Source organism: Pseudomonas sp. H1h (assembly GCF_000633255.1).
In the GTDB taxonomy this organism is placed as follows: domain Bacteria; phylum Pseudomonadota; class Gammaproteobacteria; order Pseudomonadales; family Pseudomonadaceae; genus Aquipseudomonas.
Map to the genome: position 1 here is coordinate 564,172 of NZ_AYMJ01000031.1, position 23,313 is coordinate 587,484.

Here is a 23,313-nt window from a genome sequence, read left to right on the forward strand (position 1 = left end):
AGCAGGCTCGCTCCCACATCTGGAATGCGTTGCTGCCCCTGTGGGAGCGAGCCTGCTCGCGAAGCTTTTCAGGTGGCCCACCCGGGTTTACGCTTTTGCACAAAAGCCATGGTGCCCTCGACCCCCTCGGCCCCGGTCACCGCCTCGCTGAACCACTGCGCCGCCTCGTCCAGCAATTCACTCGACGGTTGTCCGGCGCTGGCCAGCAGTAACTTCTTGGTCATGGCATTCGCCTCCGGCGCGCAACACAACACATGCTGCAGAACCTCATCGAGGCGTTCGGCCAGTGCCTGCGGATCCTGCTCGACAAAGTGCACCAGTCCCAGACGCCGCGCCTGATGCCCATCGAAGCGCGCAGCGGTCAGCGCCAGTCGGCGGGTCTCGGTCAGGCCGATGCGTTGCACCACGAACGGGGCGATCTGCGCCGGCAGCAGGCCGAGGCTGGTTTCCGGCAGACCGAACTGCGCCTGATGGTCGGCCATGGCGATGTCGCTGACACACGCCAGTCCGAACCCGCCGCCCAGCACCGCACCTTGCAACACGCTGATCAGCACTTGCGGCGCGTGCTGCGCTTCTTCCAGCAGCGCGCCGAAAGCGCGATTCAAATCACGGTAAGCATCGGCGCCCTGGGCGCGGGCGTTGGCCATGTCCTTGATATCGCCGCCGGCACAGAAATGCCCGCCGGCGCCACTGAGCACCAAGGCCCGGACACGGCGGTCATCCCTTACTGCGGCCAACACGGCACGCAGTTCGCTGACCATCTGCAGACTCATCGCGTTGCGGCTGTCCGGGCGATTGAGGGTGATGTGCAGCACGCCGCCATGCAGCTCCAGCAACAGCGTCTGGCAATCGGGCAGGGTGCTCATTTCTTTTTCCCCGGCAGGATGCCCATCAGTTTGCAGATGATGCCGAGCATGATTTCGTCGGCACCGCCGCCAATCGACACCAGCCGCACATCGCGATAGGCACGCGCCACCGGGTTATCCCACATGAAGCCCATGCCGCCCCAATATTGCAGGCAGCTGTCGCTGACTTCTCGGCCGAGACGCCCGGCCTTGAGCTTGGCCATCGATGCCAGTCGTGTGACGTCCTGGCCTTTCACGTACTGCTCGGTGGCCTGATAGACCAGCGCGCGCAGGCACTCGATTTCGGTTTGCAGCTCCGCCAGGCGAAAGTGGATCACTTGATTGTCGATCAGCGCATTGCCGAAGGTCTTGCGTTCCTTGCAGTACTCGATGGTGCTGTCGACGCAATATTCCAGGCCCTTGATCATGTTCGCGGCGCCGAACAGGCGTTCCTCCTGGAACTGCAGCATCTGCATCATGAAACCGGCGCCTTCGTGGCCGATGCGGTTGCGCTGAGGCACACGCACGTTGTCGAAAAACACCTGGGCGGTTTCCGAGCTGCGCATGCCAAGCTTGTCCAGGTGCGAACTGAGGCTGATCCCCGGGGTGTTCATCGGCACCATGATCAGCGACTTGTTGATGTGCGGCTTGTCATCCGAGGTGTTGGCCAGCAGGCAGATGAAGTCGGCGCTCGGCGAGTTGGTGATCCACATCTTGCTGCCGTTGATCAGGTAGTCATCGCCATCTTTGCGCGCGGTGGTCTTGAGCCCGGCGACGTCGGAACCGGCACCGACTTCCGAGACCCCGATGCAGCCAACGTGCTCACCGCTGATGGCCGGGCGCAGAAACTCTTCGCGCAACTCATCGGAACCGAAGCGGGCCAGCGCCGGGGTGCACATGTCGGTCTGTACGCCGATGGACATCGGAATGCCGCCGCAATGGATGGTGCCGAACTCTTCGGCGGCGACAATCGAGTAGCTGTAGTCGAGGCCCATGCCGCCGAACTTTTCCGGTTTGGAAATCCCCAGCAGACCGAGGTCGCCGGCCTTGCGAAAAATCTCGTGGATCGGAAAACGCCCGGCCTTTTCCCACTCATCGACGTGCGGATTGATCTCGTGTTCGACGAATTGGCGGACGGTGCGGCGCAGTGCTTCGTGTTCCGGGGTGAAGATCATTTTTATTGTTCTCCTTGGGATCCGTGGCCGTCAGAAACGGCTGACGCCGAAGCTGTTGGGTTGCAGCGTGCGGATGTCGGCTTCGTGGCAGATCTCCAGCAGGTAGCCGAGCAGGGTGCGGGTGTCACGCGGGTCGATCAGGCCGTCATCCCACAGGTTGGCGCTGCCGTAGAGCGCGGTGGACTGGCTGTCGAGTTTCTGCGCAGTGACCTGTTCGAGCATGTCGAGCATCTTCGGGTCCGGCACCAGTCCCTCCTTGAGCTGCTTGGCCTCGGTGACGATACGCAGCACCTTGCCGGCTTGCGCGCCGCCCATCACCGCCGTGCGGCTGTTGGGCCAGGCGAAGATGAACCGAGGATCGAGACCACGCCCGCACATCGCATAGTTGCCGGCGCCGTAGGAGCCACCCACGACGATGGTCAGTTTAGGCACGCGCGCATTGGCCACCGCTTGAATCAGTTTCGAGCCGTGTTTGATCACGCCTTGCTGCTCGGATTCGGTGCCGACCATGAACCCGGTGGTGTTGTGGAAAAACAGCAACGGTGTCTGGCTCTGGTCGCACAGCTGGATGAATTGGGCTGCCTTGCTCGCACCGGCCGGTGTGATCGGGCCGTTGTTGCCGATCAGGCCGCAGGCGCGGCCGTGGATTTTCAGTTGGCCGCACACGGTCTGTTGATCGAACTCGCCCTTGAATTCGAGAAACTCCGATTCGTCGGCGATTCGCGCAATGATTTCGCGCACGTCGTAGGGTTTTTTCGGGTCGTCGGGAATCAGCCCGAGCAGTTCGTCGATCGGGTAGAGCGGCGCCTTGTATTGCGGCTCCGGCAGCCACGGCAGTTGCTCGTTCCATGGCAGCATGCGCAGGATCTCGCGCACCAGCCGTACGCCATCGGCGTCGTTCTCGGCCAGGTATTCGGCGGTGCCGGCAACCTGCGCATGCATCTCGGCGCCGCCCAGTTCTTCATCGGTGGCGACTTCGCCGGTCGCGGCCTTGAGCAGGGGTGGCCCGGCAAGAAACAGCTTGGCTTTGCCCCGCACCACCACCACGTAATCCGACAGCCCCGGCTGATAGGCGCCACCGGCGGTGGCCGAGCCATGCACCACGGTGATCTGCGGCAGGCCCATGGCCGACATGCGCGCCTGATTGGCAAAGCTGCGTGCGCCTTCGACGAAGATCTCGGCGGCGTAGTTGAGGTTGGCGCCACCGCTTTCGGCGAGGGTGATCACCGGCAGTTTGTTTTCCTGGGCGATCTGTTGCAGGCGCAGGGATTTTTTCAGGCCGCTCGGCGAAATGGTGCCGCCCTTGATTGCGCTGTTGTTGGCCACCACCAGTGCGCGCACGCCGGACACGTAACCGATGCCGGCGATCAAGCCCCCGCCAGCGGCACTGCCGTCCTTGTCGTCGTGCAGTTTGTAACCGGCCAGGCTCGCCAGTTCGAGGAACGGTGCGCCGGGGTCGAGCAACAGGTTCAGACGTTCGCGGGGCAGCAGTTGCCCGCGTTTGTCGAATTTGGCCTTGGCTTCAGCGGCCTTGTTCAGCAGGTTCTGCTCCAGTTGCTGGACTTGCTCGATGGCCGTGAGCATCACCGCGCGGTTGCGGGCGAACGCTTCGCTGTGCGGATCGAGTTGGGACTGGATCTGCGGCATGGCTTACTCCTTGTCCTTGAGGACGTCGGGCAAGTACGCCCGATGGAAACCGTTGAACGACTGGCTGTGGCTCGCCTTGTGCAGCGGCCACGCGCGGCTGCCGAGGCTGGCCGCGCCATCGATTTTCAAGGTGCTGCCACTGATGAACGCCGCCGCCGGGCTGAGCAGGAAAACGATCGCCGCGCTGACTTCCGATTCAGTACCGATGCGCTTGAGCGGCACGTGTTCGCGCAACGTCGGAATCACCGCCTTGAACGCGCCTTCGTAGGTGTCCATGCCGCTGGAGGCGATCCAGCCCGGGGCCACTGCATTGACCCGCACTCCGGCGTAACCCCATTCGAAGGCGGCAGTCTTGGTGAAATTGTCCATGCCCGAGCGTGCCGCGCCCGAGTGTCCCATGCCGGGCATGCCGCCCCACATGTCGGCGAGCATGTTGACGATATTGCCGCCGTGCTTGCTCATCGACTGGTTGAACACTTCCCGGGCCATCAGGAAACCGCCGACCAGATTGGTCCGCAACACGGTTTCAAAGCCTTTCTGATTGATCGAGGCCAACGGCGACGGGTACTGGCCGCCGGCATTGTTGACCAGACCGTGGATCGGCCCGTGTTCGGCGATCACCTCGCCGACCAATTGCTTGACTGCTTCTTCGTCACGGATGTCGCAGGCTTGCCAGTGGGCGCGGCCGCCGTCTTCGGTGATTTCGGCGGCGACCTTTTGCAGCTTCTCCGGCTTGCGCCCGACCAGCAGCACCGTGGCCCCGAGCGCCGCCAGTTCATGCGCAGTGCAGCGCCCGATGCCGCTGCCGCCACCGGTAACGATGATGGTCTGGCCGCTGAACAGATCGGCTTTGAAAATCGATTCGTAAGCCATGAAGCCCAACCTCTAGTCGAGTTGTTCGGCGATGCTCCGCGGCACCGGGATCTGGATTTCCAGCAGTTGCTGGGCGAAGGCTTTGCCCTGTGGGTCGATGCGCAGACTTGCGACACCGCCGCCACCGAGAGCGTTTTCCAGCAGAAAGTTCAGGCTGTGGGTGCCGGGCAAATACCAGCGTTCAACCCGGCCGTGGATCGGGTCGAGCACGTGGCGCATCCAGTCGACGAGCACCGCCGGGGTCAGCGCTTCGGCGATCCACGGCAGGTATTCGGGCCGGCGCGGCAATACGCCGATGTTGCTGTGATTGCCTTTGTCACCGGAGCGCGCCACCGCCAGTTTGACCAATGGCACACTGGCGTCGGCGCGGCCTTGGGGTTTGGGCGGCTGGTCGGGGGTGGGCAGGTCGTGGCTGTCGAGCGGGGTCTGCGCGGGCAGGGCGCAGGGATGTTGCGCACCGGCCATGTCGATTTGCAGGGTGCAGGCAGTTTTATCGATCAGGAACGAGAACAGGCGAATCAGCGGGTACACCGTCGGCCGTCCGCCGACGATGCCGGTCAGCCCAGGCGCCATGCCGGTGGCGGCCTGAGCGATTTCCCGGGAGAACAGCACCAGCGCCTGTTTCTGTGGATGGCGCACGGCGAGTTTGATCACCACCTCGCGACTGTCTCGGCGCTGGCCGTGCGGGCCGTAGGTGGCTTCGCTGCCGAGCAGTTCGATGTCGACTTCGCTGTAGCCTGGCCAGCCGCGTTGGCTGAACATCTCGGATGTCTTGTCGATGATCGCCTGGCTGACGCGTCGCGCCTTGTCCACCGCATCGATGCCGGCGATCAGGCAACTGGCGGTGCAACGAAAACCGTCCGGCCAGGTGGCGCTGACCTTGTATTTGTCGCTGGGCGGCAAGCCTTTGGCGCCGTGCACATGCACGGTGTTTTTGCCTTGTTGCTGCAATTTGACCTGGGTGAAATCGCAGACCACGTCCGGCAACAGGTACGCCTGCGGGTCGCCGATTTCGTAGAGCAACTGCTCGCCGACGGTCAGTGGCGTCACCAGGCCGCCGGAGCCTTCGGGTTTGCTGACGATGAACTGGCCGTCGGCGCGGACTTCAACGATGGGAAAACCGATGTGTTCGTAATCCGGCACGTCGCGCCAGTCGGTGAAATTGCCGCCGGTGCACTGCGCGCCGCATTCGATGATGTGCCCGGCCAGTGCGGCCTGGGCGAGCTTGTCGTAGTCGTGCCACGCCCAGCCGAATTCATGCACCAGTGCGGCACTGACCACCGCGCTGTCGACCACGCGCCCGGTGATGACGATGTCGGCGCCCAGGCGCAGAGCCTCGACGATGCCTGGCGCGCCAAGGTAGGCATTGGTCGACACGCAGATTGGCGGCAGCGGCGTGCCGTTGAACATCTCATGGATGCCCTGAGAGGCGAGTTGCTTGAATTGCGGTTGCAGGTCATCACCCAGTAGCACGGCGATTTTCAGCGCCACGCCGGCCTTGTCGCAGGCCGCTTGCAGGGCGGCGGCGCAGGCCTGTGGATTGATACCGCCAGCGTTGCTGATGACGCGGATGTTCTGTTCGGCCAGTTGTGGCAGCAGCGGGGCGAGCACCTCGATGAAGTCCCCGGCGAACCCGGCCTGAGGATCTTTCAGACGGGCGCCGGCCATGATCGACAGGGTGATCTCGGCCAGGTAGTCGAACACCAGATAATCCAGGCGCCCGCCTGCCACAAGCTGCGCGGCGGCGGTACTGGTGTCACCCCAGAATGCGCTGGCGCATCCGATGCGAACGGTGGTTGGCATTGTTATCTCCGACTCAGGAACCTGCGACAGAAGTGTCTGGAGGCTACCAAGCAAGCGCTTGGTTTGTAAACAGTAGAAATATCTTCTGCCCAAGCGCTTGCTTGGTCGCAGCCCGCGGCTTAAATTGCGCGCAACCCTGCATGTTCAGGGGGCAACAGACTGATCGACTGTAGGAGAGAACGGGTGGACGAGCAAAAAGCCCTGAGGGTCATGCGCGAACTGGTCGACCAGGGCCAGTTGACCGACCCTGACAGCGCCCGCGGCAAACTGCTGCAAGTGGCCGCTCACCTGTTTCGCAACAAGGGCTATGAGCGCACCACCGTGCGTGACCTGGCCGGGGCGGTGGGGATTCAGTCCGGGAGCATTTTTCATCACTTCAAAAGCAAGGACGAAATCCTCCGTGCGGTGATGGAAGAGACCATCCGCTACAACACCGCGCTGATGCGCGCCGCACTGGCCGACGCGACAAATGTGCGCGAGCGGGTGCTGGCGCTGATCCGCTGCGAATTGCAATCGATCATGGGCGGCAGCGGCGAAGCGATGGCGGTGCTGGTCTACGAATGGCGTTCGCTGTCCGAAGACGGTCAGGCCAAAGTGCTGGCCCTGCGCGATGTCTACGAAGACATCTGGCTGCAGGTGCTGGGCGAAGCCAAGGCGGCCGGATTTATCCGTGGTGATGTGTTCGTAACCCGACGTTTTCTCACTGGCGCGTTGTCCTGGACCACCACCTGGTTCCGTGCCGGCGGCAGTCTGAGCCTCGATCAACTGGCCGATGAAGCGCTGGTTCTGGTGCTCGAAGAGCGCTGATCCACTTTCTAACGGGTCGGGAAACTGGCTAACTGGGCGAAACCGCCTAGCTTGAATGCATTGATCGGTATTTTTTTCGGGGAGTGGGGTGTTTTGAAGTCTTCGCCAATTCGGACGGCCACGGGTCTGGTACTCGTCGCGCTGACGGCATTTTCAGGGTTGCCTGCGCAGGCGGCGCAACTGGTTCGAGTGGGCGCCGCGCACTTCCCGCCTTACACGATCCGTCCGGAAAGCGGTGCCGATACCGGGCTGCTGCCGGAGTTGGTCGAGGCGCTCAATGCGTTGCAGACGAATTATCAGTTTGTCCTCGTGCCGACCTCGATTCCCCGTCGCTTCGGTGATTTCAAGCAGGGCCGGATCGACATGGCGATCTTCGAGAATCCCGACTGGGGCTGGAAGGATATCCCGCACACGGATGTCGATATGGGCCTGGAAGATGCCGAGATTTTCGTGGCGCAGCGCGAAGACGGTCGTCAGCAGAACTATTTCGCCGACCTCAAGGGCAAGCGCCTGGCGCTGTACAGCGGTTATCACTATGAGTTCGCCAACTTCAATGCCGATCCCAAATACCTTGCTGATACATTCAACGCCACGCTGACCTATTCCCACGACAGCAACCTGCTGATGGTGCTGCGCGGGCGGGCCGACATTGCCTTGGTGACTCGCTCCTACCTGTTCGATTATCTGAAGCGCAACGAAAAGGTGAAAGACGATCTGCTGGTGTCGCAGCGCATCGATCAGATTTATCACCACTACGCCATTCTGCGCCCGACCGCTCCGATTACCGGCGAGGCATTCGGCAAGTTGCTGCAGGGTTTGCGCGACAACGGCCAGATGCTGAAGATATTCGATCCTTACAAAATTGCCGTGGTGCCGGTGCCCCATCCCTGACCGTTTTTCACCCGCGCGGCTAAATTTCCGCTCTCGGCTCACGTCCCATCGTTGAACTGTCGACGATTATCGTGAGCCCGACCCATGTCCAATCTGAATGACCTGACTGCCCTGGCCTTGCCTTCGGGCAGCCAACTGGTAGCCGATGCAACTGAAAGCCGTCTGAGCCTGAGTCTGGACGGGCAACCGCTGATTCGCCTGCGCCTGGATCGTGAAGGCAACGGCCCGATCCAGCTCGATGAGCGTTTTGCCCTGCCGCCAGGCCTGGCGCTATGGGCGGCCTGCTATTGGTTGTTTGCCCGCGAGCCGGCGCGCCAGCAATTGACCTGGCAACTCGATCAACCGCCTACCGAGGCCTTGCTCAGCGGTCTGCTGGTCAGCACCGAGGTGGCCGGTGAATATCGCTGCGAACGCGCGCTGTTCTGGCAACTGCCGCAACCATGGCTCGGCACGTCTCTGAGCGGCAGCTATCCGCAGCACATGGTGATCAGCCATGGCAAGCGTCACCCGCTGCGCCCGGTGAAACCGCGCGGTGAAGTCTATCGGCGTTTCGATGCGCGTCTCGGCGCCTGGATTTCCCTGCGCACGGTGGAGATCGAGCAGGATCTGCCGCGTTTCAATCGCTGGCAGAACAGCCCGCGGGTCGCCAGTTTCTGGCAGGAAGAGGGCAGTCTTGAGCAGCATCGCGAGTACCTGAGCAAGCTCGACGCCGACCCGCACACGCTGACCCTGATCGGCTGTTTCGACGATCAGCCCTTCGCTTACTTCGAAGCCTACTGGGCCAAGGAAGATCGTATCGCGCCGTTCTACGACGCCGACAATTACGATCGCGGCATTCACATGCTGGTCGGGGAGGAAGATCACCGTGGCCCGCACAAGGTGGCGAGCTGGTTGTCGGCGCTGGTGCATTACCTGTTTCTGGACGATCCGCGCACTCAGCGAGTGGTCGCCGAACCGCGTGCCGACAACGCGAAGATGATCGGCCACATGCACAACCAGTGCTTCCACTGCGAAAAGGAATTCGACTTCCCGCACAAGCGCGCGGCGTTGATGATTCTGGGGCGTGAGCGGTTTTTTGATCGGTGCAAGTTGGCTTGATGCTCAGGCCTCGGGATTTCAATGATCCTGAGGTCGCCTTCGCAAGCAGGCTCGCTCCCACATTTGTCCTGTGTACGCAGAACCAGTGTGGGAGCGAGCCTGCTCGCGAATGAGGGCGCCACGATTTTTCTGATTAACGACGACCCATCGATGCCGCATCCCCACGACTGCCCGACACCTTGCGGCAGTGCACCAGCGCGTCGCGAATCATGAAGTTGACCAGGGTCGGCGAGACGCCGAGTTCCTTGGCGATGTCCTTCTGCGGCACGCCATGCAGGCGGTACATCTCGAAAGCGTAGCGGGTGCGGCTCGGCAGTTCGGTCAGCGCGTCGGCAATATGTTCCAGCGTCGAGAAATTGATGTGCGAGGTTTCCGGCGAAGCGCCCTGGATGACCACATTCAATCCTTCCTCTTCGGGTCCTGCGTATTTCTGCTCCAGCGCCTGTTTGCGGTAATGATCGATGGCAAGGTTGCGCACGATCTGGAACAGGTAACTCAATTGCGCCTTGATCGACGAGGTGATTTGCGGCGCCGACTGCAACCGGAAGAACGCATCCTGCACCACGTCTTCGGCGCGCGAACGGCAGCCGGTAATGCGCGCTGCAATCTTCACCAGAATCAGTCGATTGTCGACGAAGGCCTGAAGTAGCGGTGAATCGCACCTGCTTGTGGATACTTGTTCCGTCATGGAAATCACCTTGCTGCCAATAGGTTAGTGGGACGCCTGGGGGACGGGGCCGTCCTACACATCGAGCGACAAATTATGTTGAATGATAATGATTGTCAATTGAGAAAGAGAAGTAATGCTCCATAAAAGTGCGAAGCGAGCACTGCGACACACCGCCACACTCCCGCTCCCATTGGCGATCCAGCCTGCCGACTAATTATTTCAAGACGCCATCCGTTCTCATTGGTGAATGGTTCCGGGTACACAACCCCGGCCAGACAGCATTCCGAAGCCTTGCGCGGTCGGCACAGACCGCGCCCTGCATGCCCTTCGAGGGGCGTGACGCAGCAACCCGATTCCATTAGCAAGCCGAATTCAGGCAGGAAACCTCATGACCGACGCGTTCGAACTCCCCAGCACCCTGGTCCAAGCCCTCCAGCGCCGCGCGGCCCGGACACCGGATCAACTGGCCTTGCGTTTTCTTGCCGAAAACGCAGAGCAGGCTGTGGTGCTCAGCTATCGCGAACTCGATCAGCGCGCCCGCCGCATCGCGGCCGCGTTGCAGGCTGAAGCCGAATTCGGCGATCGCGCGGTGCTGCTGTTTCCCAGCGGCCCGGACTACGTCGCGGCGTTCTTCGGTTGCCTGTACGCCGGCGTGATCGCGGTACCGGCCTACCCTCCGGAGTCCGCCCGCCGTCATCATCAGGAGCGGCTGCTGTCGATCATTGCCGATGCCGAACCGCGTCTGCTGCTGACCAGCGCCGACCTGCGCGATGCCTTGCAGCAGATCGAAGGGGCACCGCCATTGCTGTGCGTCGATACTCTCGACAGCGCACTGGCCGAGCACTGGGTTGAGCCAAACCTGCCGCAAGACCACATCGCCTTCCTGCAATACACCTCCGGTTCTACCGCGCTGCCCAAAGGCGTGCAGGTCAGCCATGGCAACCTCGTGGCCAACGAACTGCTGATCCGCCACGGTTTCGGCATCGATGTGAACCCCGACGACGTGATCGTCAGCTGGCTGCCGCTGTACCACGACATGGGCCTGATCGGCGGTCTGTTGCAACCGATCTTCAGCGGCGTGCCGTGCATTCTGATGTCGCCGGCGTACTTCCTCGGTCGGCCGTTGCGCTGGCTCGAAGCGATCAGCGAATACGGCGGCACCATCAGCGGCGGCCCGGATTTCGCCTACCGTCTGTGCAGCGAGCGCGTCAGTGAATCGGCGCTGGAGCGTCTCGATCTGAGCCGCTGGCGCGTGGCCTATTCCGGCTCGGAACCGATTCGTCTCGACACCCTTGAACGCTTCGCCGAGAAGTTCACCGCGTGCGGTTTCAGTGAAGACAGCTTCATGGCCTCTTACGGCCTGGCCGAAGCGACGCTATTCGTTGCCGGCACACCGCGTGGCACCGGCATTCCTGCGCTGCGCGTGGACGATCAGGCGCTGGCGCAAAACCGCGCCGAGCCGGGCGACGGCAGCCCGATCATGAGTTGTGGCGTCAGCCAACCCGATCACGCCGTGTTGATTGCTGACCCGGTCACGCTGAAAGAACAGCCTGACAGCCTCGTCGGCGAAGTCTGGGCTGCGGGGCCGAGCATTGCCCATGGCTACTGGCGCAACCCTGAAGCCAGCGCCAAGACCTTTGTTCAGCACGCCGGCCAGACCTGGCTGCGTACCGGTGATCTGGGCTTCATTCGCGACGGTGAACTGTTCATCACCGGGCGCCTGAAAGACATGCTGATCGTGCGCGGCCACAACCTATACCCGCAGGACATCGAGCAAACCGTCGAGCGCGAAGTGGAAGTGGTGCGCAAGGGTCGGGTTGCGGCATTCGCGGTCAGTCAGGACGGTGAGGAAGGCATCGGCATCGCCGCAGAAATCAGCCGCAGCGTGCAGAAAATCCTCCCGCCCGAAGCACTGATCAAAGCCATTCGCCAAGCGGTGGCCGAGGCGTATCAGGAAGCACCGAGCGTGGTGGTACTGCTCAATCCGGGCGCGTTGCCGAAAACCTCCAGCGGCAAGCTGCAGCGTTCCGCCTGTCGCAATCGTCTGGCCGATGGCAGCCTCGACAGCTATGCGGTGTTCCCGTCCGCCAGCGAAGCCACTGAGAACCCAGGCGCCTCGGCGTCCGGGCTGGAAGCCCTGATCGGCAAGATCTGGGCCGAGCAACTGAGCGTCAAACAGGTCAACGCCGACGACCATTTCTTTCTCCTCGGCGGCAACTCGATTGCGGCAACTCAGGTGATCGCCAAAGTGCGCGAAGAACTGGACCTGGAGCTTAACCTGCGCCTGCTGTTCGAAGCACCGACCCTGGCCGCGTTCGCCGCTGCCGTGGCGCAACAGCAACACAACGGTGGCAGCGCCCAAGGCGAAATCACCGCCCTGGCGCGCACTGAAGCGATGCCGCAATCGCTGGCGCAAAACCGTTTGTGGATCACCTGGCAGCTCGACCCACAAAGCAGCGCCTACAACATCCCCGGCGCTTTGCGTCTGCGCGGTGAACTGGACGAGGAGGCGTTGCGCGCCAGCTTCCAGCAACTGTTCGAACGCCACGAATCCCTGCGCACGCGCTTCTTCGAACGTGACGGCGTGGCGCTGCAACACGTCGACGCGGCGAGTGAATTCAACTTGCAACTGATCGATATCAGTGACCTGCCGGCGCACGAGCGTGAAGCCCGCGCGCAACAGATCCGCGAAGACGAAGCGCGCACTCAGTTCGATCTGGAAAAAGGCCCGCTGCTGTGGGTGACGCTGGTACGTCTTGACGACGAAGATCACCAGTTGCTGGTGACACTGCACCACATCATCGCTGACGGCTGGTCGCTGAACGTGCTGATCGATGAATTCTCGCGGCTGTACGCGGCGGCCTCCCAAGGCCAGCGCGCCGACCTCGCGCCGTTGCCGACCCAATACGCCGACTACGGCAGCTGGCAGCGCCAGTGGCTGGCGCAAGGCGAGGGCGAGCGGCAGCTGAGCTACTGGAAAGCCCAACTGGGCGACGAACATCCAGTGCTGGAACTGGCGACCGACCACCCGCGCTCGGCCAGACAGCTGTACAGCGCCGCCCGCCACAGCGTGCGTCTTGGCGTCAGCCTCAGCGATGCGATCAGGCAGACCGCCCAGGCACATCAATCGACGCCGTTCATGCTGTTGCTCGCGGCATTCCAGAGTCTGTTGCACCGCTACAGCGGCCAGCGTGACATTCGCATCGGCGTGCCCAATGCCAACCGACCGCGCCTGGAAACCCAGGGCCTGATCGGCTTCTTTATCAACACCCAGGTACTGCGCGCGGAGGTTGATTCGCGCTTGTCGTTTGTCGAGTTGCTGGCGCAAACCCGCCAGGCATCGCTCGGCGCTCAGGCGAATCAGGACCTGCCTTTCGAACAACTGCTCGAAGCCTTCCCGCAGGCCCGGGAGCAGGGTCTGTTCCAGGTCATGTTCAACCACCAGCAACGCGACTTGAGTGCGCTCAAGCGCTTGCCGGGGCTGCTCGCCGAAGAACTGCCGTGGCATAGCCGCGAGGCCAAGTTCGACCTGCAACTGCACAGCGAAGAGGATCGCAATGGGCGCCTGACCCTATCCTTCGACTACGCCGATGAGTTGTTCGAGGCGGCGACCATCGAGCGGCTGGCCGAACACTTCAGCAACCTGCTGCGCGCTGTCTGCGAGCAACCGCTACAAGCGATCGGTGACCTGCAAATGCTCACTCCGTGCGAGCACGAACAGCAGCAGGCATGGAGCGTCGCACCGTGCACCCCAGCGCAACAATGGCTGCCGGAACTGCTCAACGAGCAGGCACGCCAGACCCCGGAACGCACTGCGCTGGTGTGGGACGGTGGCAGCCTCGATTTCGCCGAACTGCACGCCCAGGCCAACCGTCTTGCGCACTACCTGCGCGACAAAGGTGTCGGCCCGGATGTGTGCGTGGCGATTGCCGCCGAGCGTTCGCCGCAACTGCTGATCGGCCTGCTGGCAATCATCAAGGCTGGCGGCGCCTATGTGCCGCTGGACCCGGATTACCCGGCCGAGCGCCTGGCCTACATGCTCAGCGACAGCGGTGTCGAGCTGCTGCTGACCCAGACTGCGTTGCTCGATCGCTTGCCGGCCAGTGAAGGCGTCAGCGTGATCGCCATGGACACCCTGCACCTGGAGAACTGGCCGAGTCAGGCACCGGGCCTGCACCTGCACGGCGACAACCTCGCCTATGTGATTTACACCTCGGGCTCCACCGGCCAGCCGAAAGGCGTCGGCAACACTCACGCGGCATTGGCCGAACGACTGCAATGGATGCAGAACACTTATCGCCTGAACGACGCCGACGTGCTGATGCAAAAGGCGCCGATCAGTTTCGACGTGTCGGTGTGGGAGTGCTTCTGGCCGCTGATCACCGGCGCACGATTGCTGATTGCCGCACCGGGCGAGCACCGTGATCCGCATCGCATCGCCCAGCTGGTTCAAGAGTACGGCGTGACCACGCTGCACTTCGTGCCGCCGTTGCTCTCGCTGTTCATCGATGAACCGCTGAGCGCTGAGTGCACCCGCCTGCGCCGGGTATTCTCCGGCGGTGAAGCGCTGCCGGCGGAACTGCGTAACCGAGTGTTGGCGCAACTGCCGGCGGTGCAATTGCACAACCGTTATGGCCCGACCGAAACCGCGATTAACGTCACCCACTGGCACTGCACAAGCGCCGACGGCGAACGTTCGCCGATTGGCCGTCCGCTGGGCAACGTGGTCTGCCGCGTACTCGACGCCGATCTCAATCCCGTGCCGGCCGGTGTGCCGGGTGAACTGTGCATCAGCGGCATCGGACTGGCTCGCGGTTACCTCGGTCGCCCGGCGCTGACTGCCGAGCGTTTCGTGGTCGATCCGCTGGGCGAGCAGGGCGCACGTTTGTACCGCACCGGTGACCGTGCACGCTGGACCTCGGACGGCGTGATCGAATACCTCGGGCGTCTCGATCAGCAGGTCAAACTGCGTGGCTTTCGCGTTGAACCGGAAGAAATCGAAGCACGCCTGCTGGCCCAGGACGGCATCGCCCAAGCCGTGGTGCTGGTACGTGAAACAGCGGCCGGCGCACAACTGATCGGCTATTTCACCGCGCTTGATGCCAGCGAAGATCAGGACGCGCAGATCGCCCGCCTGAAAACTGCATTGGCCGCCGAGCTGCCGGAATACATGGTGCCGGCGCAACTGATGCGTCTGGCGCAAATGCCCCTGAGTCCGAGCGGCAAACTCGACCGTCGCGCGTTGCCCGAGCCGCACTGGCAAGTGCGTGAGCATGTCGAACCTGTCACTGAACTCGAACAACAGATCGCCGCGATCTGGCGTGAAGTGCTGGGCCTGGCGCAAGTCGGTCTGCGCGACGACTTCTTCGCCCTCGGTGGTCACTCCTTGCTGGCCACGCAAATCATTTCGCGTACCCGTCAGGCCTGCGACGTCGAACTGCCGTTGCGTGCCTTGTTCGAGCACAGCGAACTGGCGGATTTCGCCGAGCAAATCCGTCTGATTCAGGCCAGCGGCCGCACCAATAAACAGCCGCCGATCGACAAGGTTGATCGCAGCAAACCTGTGCCGCTGTCCTATTCACAACAACGCATGTGGTTCCTCTGGCAGATGGAGCCGGACAGCCCGGCGTACAACGTCGGCGGCATGGCGCGCCTGCGTGGCGTGTTGCATGTCGAGCGTTTCGAGGCCGCTCTGCAGGCGTTGATCCTGCGCCACGAAACCCTGCGCACCACCTTCCCGAGCGTCGACGGCGTGGCGCGTCAGCAAGTGCATGCCGAGACGGGCGTGCGCATGGGCTGGAAGGATTTCTCGAAACTGGCGGCTGAGCAGCGTGAGCAAAAGGTTCAGCAACTGGCCGACGAAGAAGCGCATCTGCCGTTCGATCTGGAGACCGGCCCGCTGCTGCGCGCCTGTCTGGTGAAGACCGCCGAGCACGAGCATTACTTCGTCCTGACCCTGCACCACATCGTCACCGAAGGCTGGGCGATGGATATCTTTGCCCGCGAACTCAGCGCGCTGTACGAAGCGTTCGTCGATGACCGCGACTCGCCGCTGGAGCCGCTGCCGGTGCAGTACTTGGACTACAGCGTGTGGCAGCGCAACTGGTTGGAGTCCGGTGAGCGTCAGCGTCAACTCGACTACTGGACCGCGCAACTGGGTCGCGAGCATCCACTGCTGGAGCTGCCCGGCGACCGTCCGCGTCCGCCGGTACAAAGTCATCAGGGCGAACTGTTCCGTTTTGACCTCAGTGATGACCTCGCTGCCCGTGTCCGTGCGTTCAACGCGCAAAACGGTCTGACTCTGTTCATGACCATGACCGCCGCGCTCGCCACGTTGCTCTACCGCTACAGCGGCCAGACCGATCTGCGCATTGGTGCGCCGGTAGCCAACCGTATCCGCCCGGAAAGCGAAGCGCTGATCGGTGCGTTCCTCAACACCCAGGTGCTGCGTTGCCAGCTCGACGGCCAGATGTCGGTCGGCGAGTTGTTCGAGCAGGTGCGTCACACCGTGATCGAAGGCCAGTCGCATCAGGACCTGCCGTTCGATCATCTGGTTGAAGCCCTGCAACCTCCGCGCAGCGCCGCGTACAATCCGCTGTTCCAGGTGATGTGCAACGTGCAGCGCTGGGAATTCCAGCAGAGCCGCATGCTCGCCGGGATGACCGTCGAGTACCTGGCCAACGATGCGCGGGCGACCAAGTTCGACCTCAACCTGGAAGTCACCGATCTCGACCATCGTCTTGGTTGCTGCCTGACGTACAGCACCGACCTGTTCGACGAGCCGACCATCGCACGCATGGCCCAGCATTGGCGCAATCTGCTGGAAGCGTTGATCGCCGATCCGCAGCAGCGCCTCAGTCAATTGCCGCTGCTGGCTGCGCCGGAGCAACAGCAGTTGCTCGACAGCCTCGGTGTCGAGCCGGGCGAACATCGCCTCGACCAGTGCCTCCATCACCTGTTCGCCGAGCAGGCGCTGGCGCGCAAAGACGCGCCGGCCCTGACCTTCGCCGGGCAGACCCTGAGCTACGCCGAACTCGACGCTCGTGCCAATCGCCTGGCCTGGGCCCTGCGTGAGCGCGGCGTCGGCCCGCAAGTGCGAGTCGGTCTGGCGCTGGAGCGCTCGTTGGAAATGGTTGTCGGCCTGCTGGCGATTCTCAAGGCCGGTGGCGCCTACGTGCCGCTCGACCCGGAATACCCGCTCGACCGTTTGCACTACATGATCGAAGACAGCCGCATCGGTCTGCTGCTCAGCGATCGGGCGATGTTCAACGCCCTCGGTGATCTGCCGCCGAGCGTGGCGCGCTGGTGCCTGGAAGAGGACAGCGCGGCGCTGGCCGATTACCCGGCCAGCGAGTTGCCATTTATCAGCCTGCCGCAGCATCAGGCGTACCTGATCTACACCTCGGGTTCCACCGGCAAGCCGAAAGGCGTGGTGGTGTCCCACGGTGAAATCGCCATGCATTGCCAGGCGGTGATTGCACGTTTCGGTATGCGCCCGGACGACTGCGAACTGCATTTCTATTCGATCAACTTCGACGCCGCCACCGAGCGTCTGCTGGTGCCGTTGCTCAGCGGTGCGCAAGTGGTGTTGCGGGCGCAAGGGCAGTGGGACGCGGAAGAAATCTGCGGCCTGATTCGCGAACATCGCATCAATATTCTCGGTTTCACCCCGAGTTACGGCAGCCAGTTGGCACAGTTCCTCGCCACGCAACACGAGATCCTGCCGGTGCGGATGATCATCACCGGCGGCGAAGCGCTGACCGGCGAACACCTGCAGCGGATTCGCGCGGCGTTCAAACCGAGCCTGTTCTTCAACGCTTACGGCCCGACTGAAACCGTGGTCATGCCGCTCGCCAGTCTGGCGCCGCAAGTGCTGGAAGAGGGCGCCGGCAGTGTGCCGATCGGCAGCGTGATCGGCGACCGCGTGGCGTACATTCTCGACGCCGATCTGGCGCTGGTGCCGCAAGGCGCCACCGGTGAATTGTGCGTCGGTGGCGCGGGTTTGGCGCAGGGGTATCACGACCGTCCGGGCATCAGCGCCGAGCGTTTTGTCGCCGACCCGTTTGCCGCCAATGGCGCACGCATGTACCGCACCGGCGACCTGGTGCGCCAGCGTGCCGACGGGCTGGTGGAATACCTGGGGCGGATCGACCATCAGGTGAAGATTCGCGGTTTCCGGATCGAGTTGGGCGAAATTGAAACCCGTCTGCTCGATCACGCTTCAATCCGTGAAGCGGTGGTGCTGGCGCTGGATACGCCGAGCGGTAAACAACTGGTTGCCTACCTGGTTACCGATGTCGCCGAGCAAGGCGCAGTACAACAGGCCGAACTGCGCGAAGCGCTGAAGTCGCACCTCAAGCTCCAGTTGCCGGACTACATGGTGCCGACGCACCTGATCCTGCTGGCCAGCATGCCGCTGACCGCCAACGGCAAACTCGACCGCCGTGCCTTGCCGGCGCCGGACCCTGAGTTGAATCGCCAGGACTACGTCGCCCCAAGCAATGAGTTGGAGCAGACCCTGGCGCAGATCTGGTGCGAAGTGCTCAACGTCGAGCAGGTCGGTCTCAACGACAACTTCTTCGAGCTTGGCGGCGACTCGATTCTGTCGATTCAAGTGGTCAGCCGGGCGCGGCAGCAGGGCATTCACTTCAGCCCGCGCGATCTGTTCCAGCATCAGACCGTGCAGACCCTCGCCGGCGTCGCCAGCCGCAGCGAACAGGTGACGGCCGAGCAAGGTCTGGTCAGCGGTGAGTCGGCACTGACGCCCATTCAGCACTGGTTCTTCGACACTGAAATCCCTGAGCGTCAGCACTGGAACCAGGCGTTGCTGCTGGAGCCGAGCGTGACACTGCAAGCGCATCGCCTGGAGCAGGCACTGCTGGTGGTGATCGAACAGCATGACGCTTTGCGTCTGCGCTTCACCGAGGCCAACCGCGAGTGGCACGCGACGCACCAACCGGTGTCCGATGCGGCCGTGTTGTGGCAAGTGCGCGTCACCTCGATGGACAAGTGCGAAGCCCTGTTTGCCGATGCCCAGCGCAGCCTTGATCTGGAAAATGGCCCGCTGGTTCGCGCCTTGCTGGTAGACGGCCCCGAAGGTCAGCAACGCCTGTTCATCGCGATCCATCACTTGGTGGTCGACGGTGTGTCGTGGCGCGTATTGCTCGACGATCTGCAAACCGTGTATCGCCAACTCGACGCCGAACAGTCGGTGAAACTGCCAGCGAAAACCAGTGCCTTTAAGGACTGGGCGGCACGCTTGCAAGCCTATGCCGGCAGCGAATCGTTGCGTGAAGAATTGCGCTGGTGGCAGACGCAACTGGCCGGGCCGAGCGCTGAACTGCCGTGCGAAAACCCGCAGGGTGGGCGGCAGAACCGCCATGCGCAAACCGTCAGCGTGCGCCTCGATGCCGAGCGCACTCAACAGCTGCTGCAACAGGCGCCGCGCGCCTATCGCACTCAGGTCAACGACCTGCTGCTGACCGCATTGGCCCGTGTGTTGTGCCGCTGGAGCGGTCAGCCGTCAGCGCTGATTCAGCTGGAAGGCCACGGCCGCGAAACCCTGTTCGACGAGATTGACCTGACCCGCACTGTCGGCTGGTTCACCAGCGCTTACCCACTACGCCTCACCCCGCACAACATCGAAGAAGCCGCCGGGCAGGGCGCTTCGATCAAGGCGATCAAGGAACAACTGCGCGGTGTGCCGCACAAAGGCCTGGGCTATGGCGTGCTGCGTTATCTGGCTGATGAACTCAGCCAGCGCAGCATGGCGGCGTTGCCGAACGCACCGGTCACCTTCAACTACCTCGGCCAGTTCGACCAGAGTTTCGGCAGCGATGCGCTGTTCCGTCCGCTGGACGAGGCGGTCGGTGCGGCCCACGATCCGCAGGCGCCGCTGCCCAACGAGTTGAGCATCGACAGTCAGGTGTACGGCGGTGAACTGCTGCTGCGCTGGACTTTCAGTGCCGAGCGTCATGACGCGCAGACTATCAATGAGCTGGCCGACGCCTACCTCGGCGAACTGCAAAGCCTGATCGCCCATTGTCTGCAAGACGCCGCCGGCGGCCTCACGCCATCGGACTTCCCGCTGGCGAAACTGACCCAGGCGCAACTCGACGCGTTGCCGGTGCCGGCGGCGCATATCGAAGACGTCTATCCGCTGACGCCGATGCAGGAGGGCATGTTGCTGCACACCTTGCTCGAACCGGGCACTGGCCTGTACTACATGCAGGATCGCTACCGCATCAACAGCGAGCTCGATCCCCAGCGTTTCGCCCAGGCCTGGCAAGCGGTGGTCGCCCGTCACGAAGCGTTGCGTGCATCGTTCTGCTGGAACGTTGGCGAAGACATGCTGCAAGTGATCCACACTCCGGGGCGCACGCCGATCGAGTACCTGGACTGGAGCGCCGTTGCCGAGGACGAACAGGAACCGCAACTGCAAGCGCTGCTCAAAAGCGAGCGCGAGGCCGGTTTCGATCTGCTCAACCAGGCACCGTTCCACCTGCGCCTGATCAAGGTCGGCGCGGCGCGCTACTGGTTCATGATGAGCAACCACCACATCCTCATCGATGCCTGGTGCCGCTCGTTGCTGATGAACGACTTCTTCGAGATTTACACCGCCTTGGGTGAAGGTCGCGAAGCGCAGTTGTCGCTGCCGCCGCGTTACCGCGACTACATCGGCTGGCTGCAACGCCAGAGCCTGGCCGAGGCGCGCCAGTGGTGGCAGCAGAACCTGCAAGGTTTCGAACGTACCACGCCGATCCCGAGCGACCGGCCGTTCCTGCGTGAGCACGCTGGCGAAAGCGGCGGGATGATCGTTGGCGACCGCTACACTCGCCTTGATGTCGAGGATGGCGCCCGCCTGCGTGAATTGGCCCAGGCCCATCAATTGACCATCAACACCTTCGCCCAAGCGGCGTGGGCCTTGGTCCTGCGGCGCCTGAGTGGTGATCGCGACGTACTGTTCGGTGTGACCGTGGCCGGGCGTCCGGTGGACATGCCGGAAATGCAGCGCACGGTCGGCCTGTTCATCAACAGCATCGCCCTGCGAGTGAAAATGCCTGAGGACGATCAGCGCAGCAGCGTGCGTCAGTGGCTCAGCGGTTTGCTCGACAGCAACATGCAACTGCGCGAGTACGAATACCTGCCGCTGGTGAACATCCAGGAGCAGAGCGAACTGCCCAAAGGCCAACCGCTGTTCGACAGCCTGTTCGTGTTTGAAAACGCGCCAGTGGAAGTCTCGGTACTCGACCGCGCGCAGAGCTTGAACGCGACCTCGGATTCCGGTCGCACCCACACCAACTTCCCGCTGACGGCGGTGTGCTACCCGGGCGATGACCTCGGTCTGCACCTGTCGTACGACCAGCGTTATTTCGACGAGTCGACCATCGAGCGCATGCTCGGCGAGTTCAAGCGTCTGTTGCTGGCACTGGTCGATGGCTTCCATGGCGACATGGCCGATCTGCCGCTGCTGGGCTCTGATGAACAGCAATTCCTGCTGCACGGTTGCAACCAGAGCGCGCACGATTATCCGCTGGAGCAGAGCTACGTTGCGCTGTTCGAAGCGCAGGTTGCGGCGCATCCGCAGCGCATTGCCGCCACTTGCCTCGATCAGCAACTGAGCTATGCCGAGCTGAACCACAACGCCAACCGCCTCGGCCATGCACTGGTCGCGGCCGGGGTGCAAATGGATCAACCGGTGGCGTTGCTGGCGGAGCGTAACCTCGACCTGCTGGGCATGATCATCGGCAGCTTCAAGGCCGGCGCCGGTTATCTGCCGCTGGATCCGGGCCTGCCGAGCCAGCGTCTGCAACGCATCATCGAGCTGAGCCGTACGCCGCTGCTGGTGTGCACGCAAGCCTGTCGCGAACAGGCGCAGACCTTGCTCGATGAATTCAGCTGCGCCAACCGCCCACGGCTGTTGGTCTGGGAGGAGGTGCAAGCGCTGGCGACGGCGCTGCAAAACCCGGGCATCTACAGTGGCCCGGACAACCTCGCGTATGTGATCTACACCTCGGGTTCAACCGGCTTGCCGAAAGGCGTGATGGTCGAGCAGCGCGGCATGCTCAACAACCAGTTGAGCAAGGTGCCGTACCTGAAGTTGACGGACGCCGATGTGATCGCGCAGACCGCTTCGCAAAGCTTCGACATCTCGGTCTGGCAGTTCCTCGCCGCGCCGTTGTTTGGCGCACGAGTGGACATCGTGCCGAATACCATCGCCCACGATCCGCAAGGTTTGCTGGTGCATGTACAGGCCCAGGGCATTACCGTGCTGGAGAGCGTGCCGTCGCTGATTCAGGGCATGCTCGCCACTGAGCGCCTGAGCCTCGACGGCCTGCGCTGGATGCTGCCGACCGGCGAAGCGATGCCGCCGGAGCTGGCGCATCAGTGGCTGTTGCGTTATCCGCAGATCGGTCTGGTCAACGCCTACGGTCCGGCGGAATGTTCCGATGACGTGGCGTTCTTCCGTGTCGATATGGCTTCGACTCGCGGCAGTTACTTGCCGATCGGTACGCCGACCGACAACAACTTGCTGTACCTGGTCGATGGCGCGCTGGAACTGGTGCCGTTGGGAGCGGTGGGTGAGTTGTGCGTGGCCGGTACCGGCGTCGGTCGCGGTTACGTCGGCGATCCGCTGCGCACCGCGCCGGTGTTCGTGCCGAACCCGTTCGGCGCGCCGGGCGAACGTCTGTATCGCACTGGTGACCTGGCGCGCCGTCGCAGTGACGGTGTGCTGGAGTACGTCGGCCGGGTCGACCATCAGGTGAAGATTCGCGGCTACCGCATCGAACTGGGCGAGATCGAGGCGCGTCTGCACGAACAACCGGAAGTCCGCGATGCGGCGGTCGGTGTGCAGGAAGGGGTCAATGGCAAGCATCTGGTCGGTTATCTGGTCGCCGCCGACACTGCGCTGAATCCGAGCGAACGCCTGGAGCGAATCAAGCAGCGCCTGCGCAGCGAGCTGCCGGAGTACATGGTGCCGCTGCATTGGTTGTGGCTGGATCAACTGCCGCACAACGCCAATGGCAAACTCGACCGCAAGGCCCTGCCGGCGCTGGAGATTGGCCAGCTGCAGAGCCAGGATTACCTGGCCCCGCGCAATGAGCTGGAACAGACCCTGGCCGATATCTGGGCCGAGGTGCTCAAGGTCGACAAGGTCGGTGTACGCGACAACTTCTTCGAGTTGGGCGGTCACTCGCTGCTCGCCACGCAGATCGCCTCGCGGGTACAGAAAACCCTGCAACGCGACGTGCCGCTGCGAGCGATGTTCGAGTGCAGCACGGTGCAGGAACTGGCCGAGTACATTGAGGGCTTGGCGGTCAGCGACATCACCGAGGACAAAGTGGATCGGTTGAATGATCTGATGGCGGAACTGGAAGGCTTTTAATCTCCAGCGTCTGCCGCGGCCGCTTCGCGAGCAGGCTCGCTCCCGCAGGGGTTTTGTGTCGATCACAGATCCCTTGTGGGAACGGGCTTGCTCGCGAAGGCGTCAGTGAATTCAACA

Annotated in this window: 10 protein-coding genes; 4 read left to right on the forward strand and 6 right to left on the reverse strand. The window is 62.8% G+C overall.

Features of this window, described 5'->3' with window-relative positions; translation table 11 throughout:
* Positions 1–68 precede the first annotated feature (68 nt).
* Genes U862_RS0126610 through U862_RS0126630 form a run of 5 tightly spaced genes read right to left on the reverse strand, consistent with a single transcriptional unit; the run spans position 69 to position 6,343 of the window.
* The gene (locus tag U862_RS0126610; protein ID WP_025113184.1) at positions 69–866 is read right to left on the reverse strand and encodes an enoyl-CoA hydratase/isomerase family protein; all 798 of its coding nucleotides are present in this window, start codon (positions 864–866) and stop codon (positions 69–71) included.
* Positions 863–2,020: a citronellyl-CoA dehydrogenase gene (gene atuD, locus U862_RS0126615; RefSeq protein ID WP_025113185.1), complete on the reverse strand. Its 1,158-nt coding sequence runs from the start codon at positions 2,018–2,020 to the stop codon at positions 863–865. The genes U862_RS0126610 and atuD overlap by 4 nt, the downstream gene beginning before the upstream one ends.
* Positions 2,021–2,050: 30 nt before the next feature.
* Entirely contained in the window at positions 2,051–3,667 is a 1,617-nt protein-coding gene (gene atuC, locus U862_RS0126620) for a geranyl-CoA carboxylase subunit beta (RefSeq protein ID WP_025113186.1), read from the reverse strand.
* A 3-nt stretch (positions 3,668–3,670) separates the two neighbouring features.
* Positions 3,671–4,540: an SDR family oxidoreductase gene (locus tag U862_RS0126625; protein ID WP_025113187.1), complete on the reverse strand. Its 870-nt coding sequence runs from the start codon at positions 4,538–4,540 to the stop codon at positions 3,671–3,673.
* Between the two features lie 12 nt (positions 4,541–4,552).
* Entirely contained in the window at positions 4,553–6,343 is a 1,791-nt protein-coding gene (locus U862_RS0126630) for an acyclic terpene utilization AtuA family protein (protein ID WP_025113188.1), read from the reverse strand.
* 183 nt (positions 6,344–6,526) lie between these two features.
* On the opposite strand from U862_RS0126630, the gene U862_RS0126635 reads away from it, so the two are divergent.
* The 3 genes from U862_RS0126635 to U862_RS0126645 all read left to right on the forward strand — a co-directional run bounded on the left by U862_RS0126635 (position 6,527) and on the right by U862_RS0126645 (position 9,139).
* Positions 6,527–7,150, forward strand: a complete 624-nt coding sequence (locus U862_RS0126635) for a TetR/AcrR family transcriptional regulator (protein WP_025113189.1) — start codon at positions 6,527–6,529, stop codon at positions 7,148–7,150.
* A 93-nt stretch (positions 7,151–7,243) separates the two neighbouring features.
* A complete protein-coding gene (locus U862_RS0126640) occupies positions 7,244–8,041 on the forward strand; it encodes an ABC transporter substrate-binding protein (RefSeq protein WP_025113190.1) in 798 nt (265 codons plus the stop codon).
* A gap of 84 nt (positions 8,042–8,125) precedes the next feature.
* Complete coding sequence (locus U862_RS0126645) at positions 8,126–9,139, forward strand: GNAT family N-acetyltransferase (RefSeq protein ID WP_025113191.1); 1,014 nt, start codon at positions 8,126–8,128, stop codon at positions 9,137–9,139.
* Positions 9,140–9,272: 133 nt separating this feature from the next.
* Here the strand turns inward: U862_RS0126645 and U862_RS0126650 are convergent, their stop codons facing one another.
* Positions 9,273–9,827: an RNA polymerase factor sigma-70 gene (locus tag U862_RS0126650; RefSeq protein ID WP_025113192.1), complete on the reverse strand. Its 555-nt coding sequence runs from the start codon at positions 9,825–9,827 to the stop codon at positions 9,273–9,275.
* A gap of 370 nt (positions 9,828–10,197) precedes the next feature.
* Between U862_RS0126650 and U862_RS0126655 the strand changes: the two genes are divergently transcribed.
* Positions 10,198–23,196: a non-ribosomal peptide synthetase gene (locus U862_RS0126655; protein WP_025113193.1), complete on the forward strand. Its 12,999-nt coding sequence runs from the start codon at positions 10,198–10,200 to the stop codon at positions 23,194–23,196.
* Positions 23,197–23,313 lie beyond the last annotated feature (117 nt).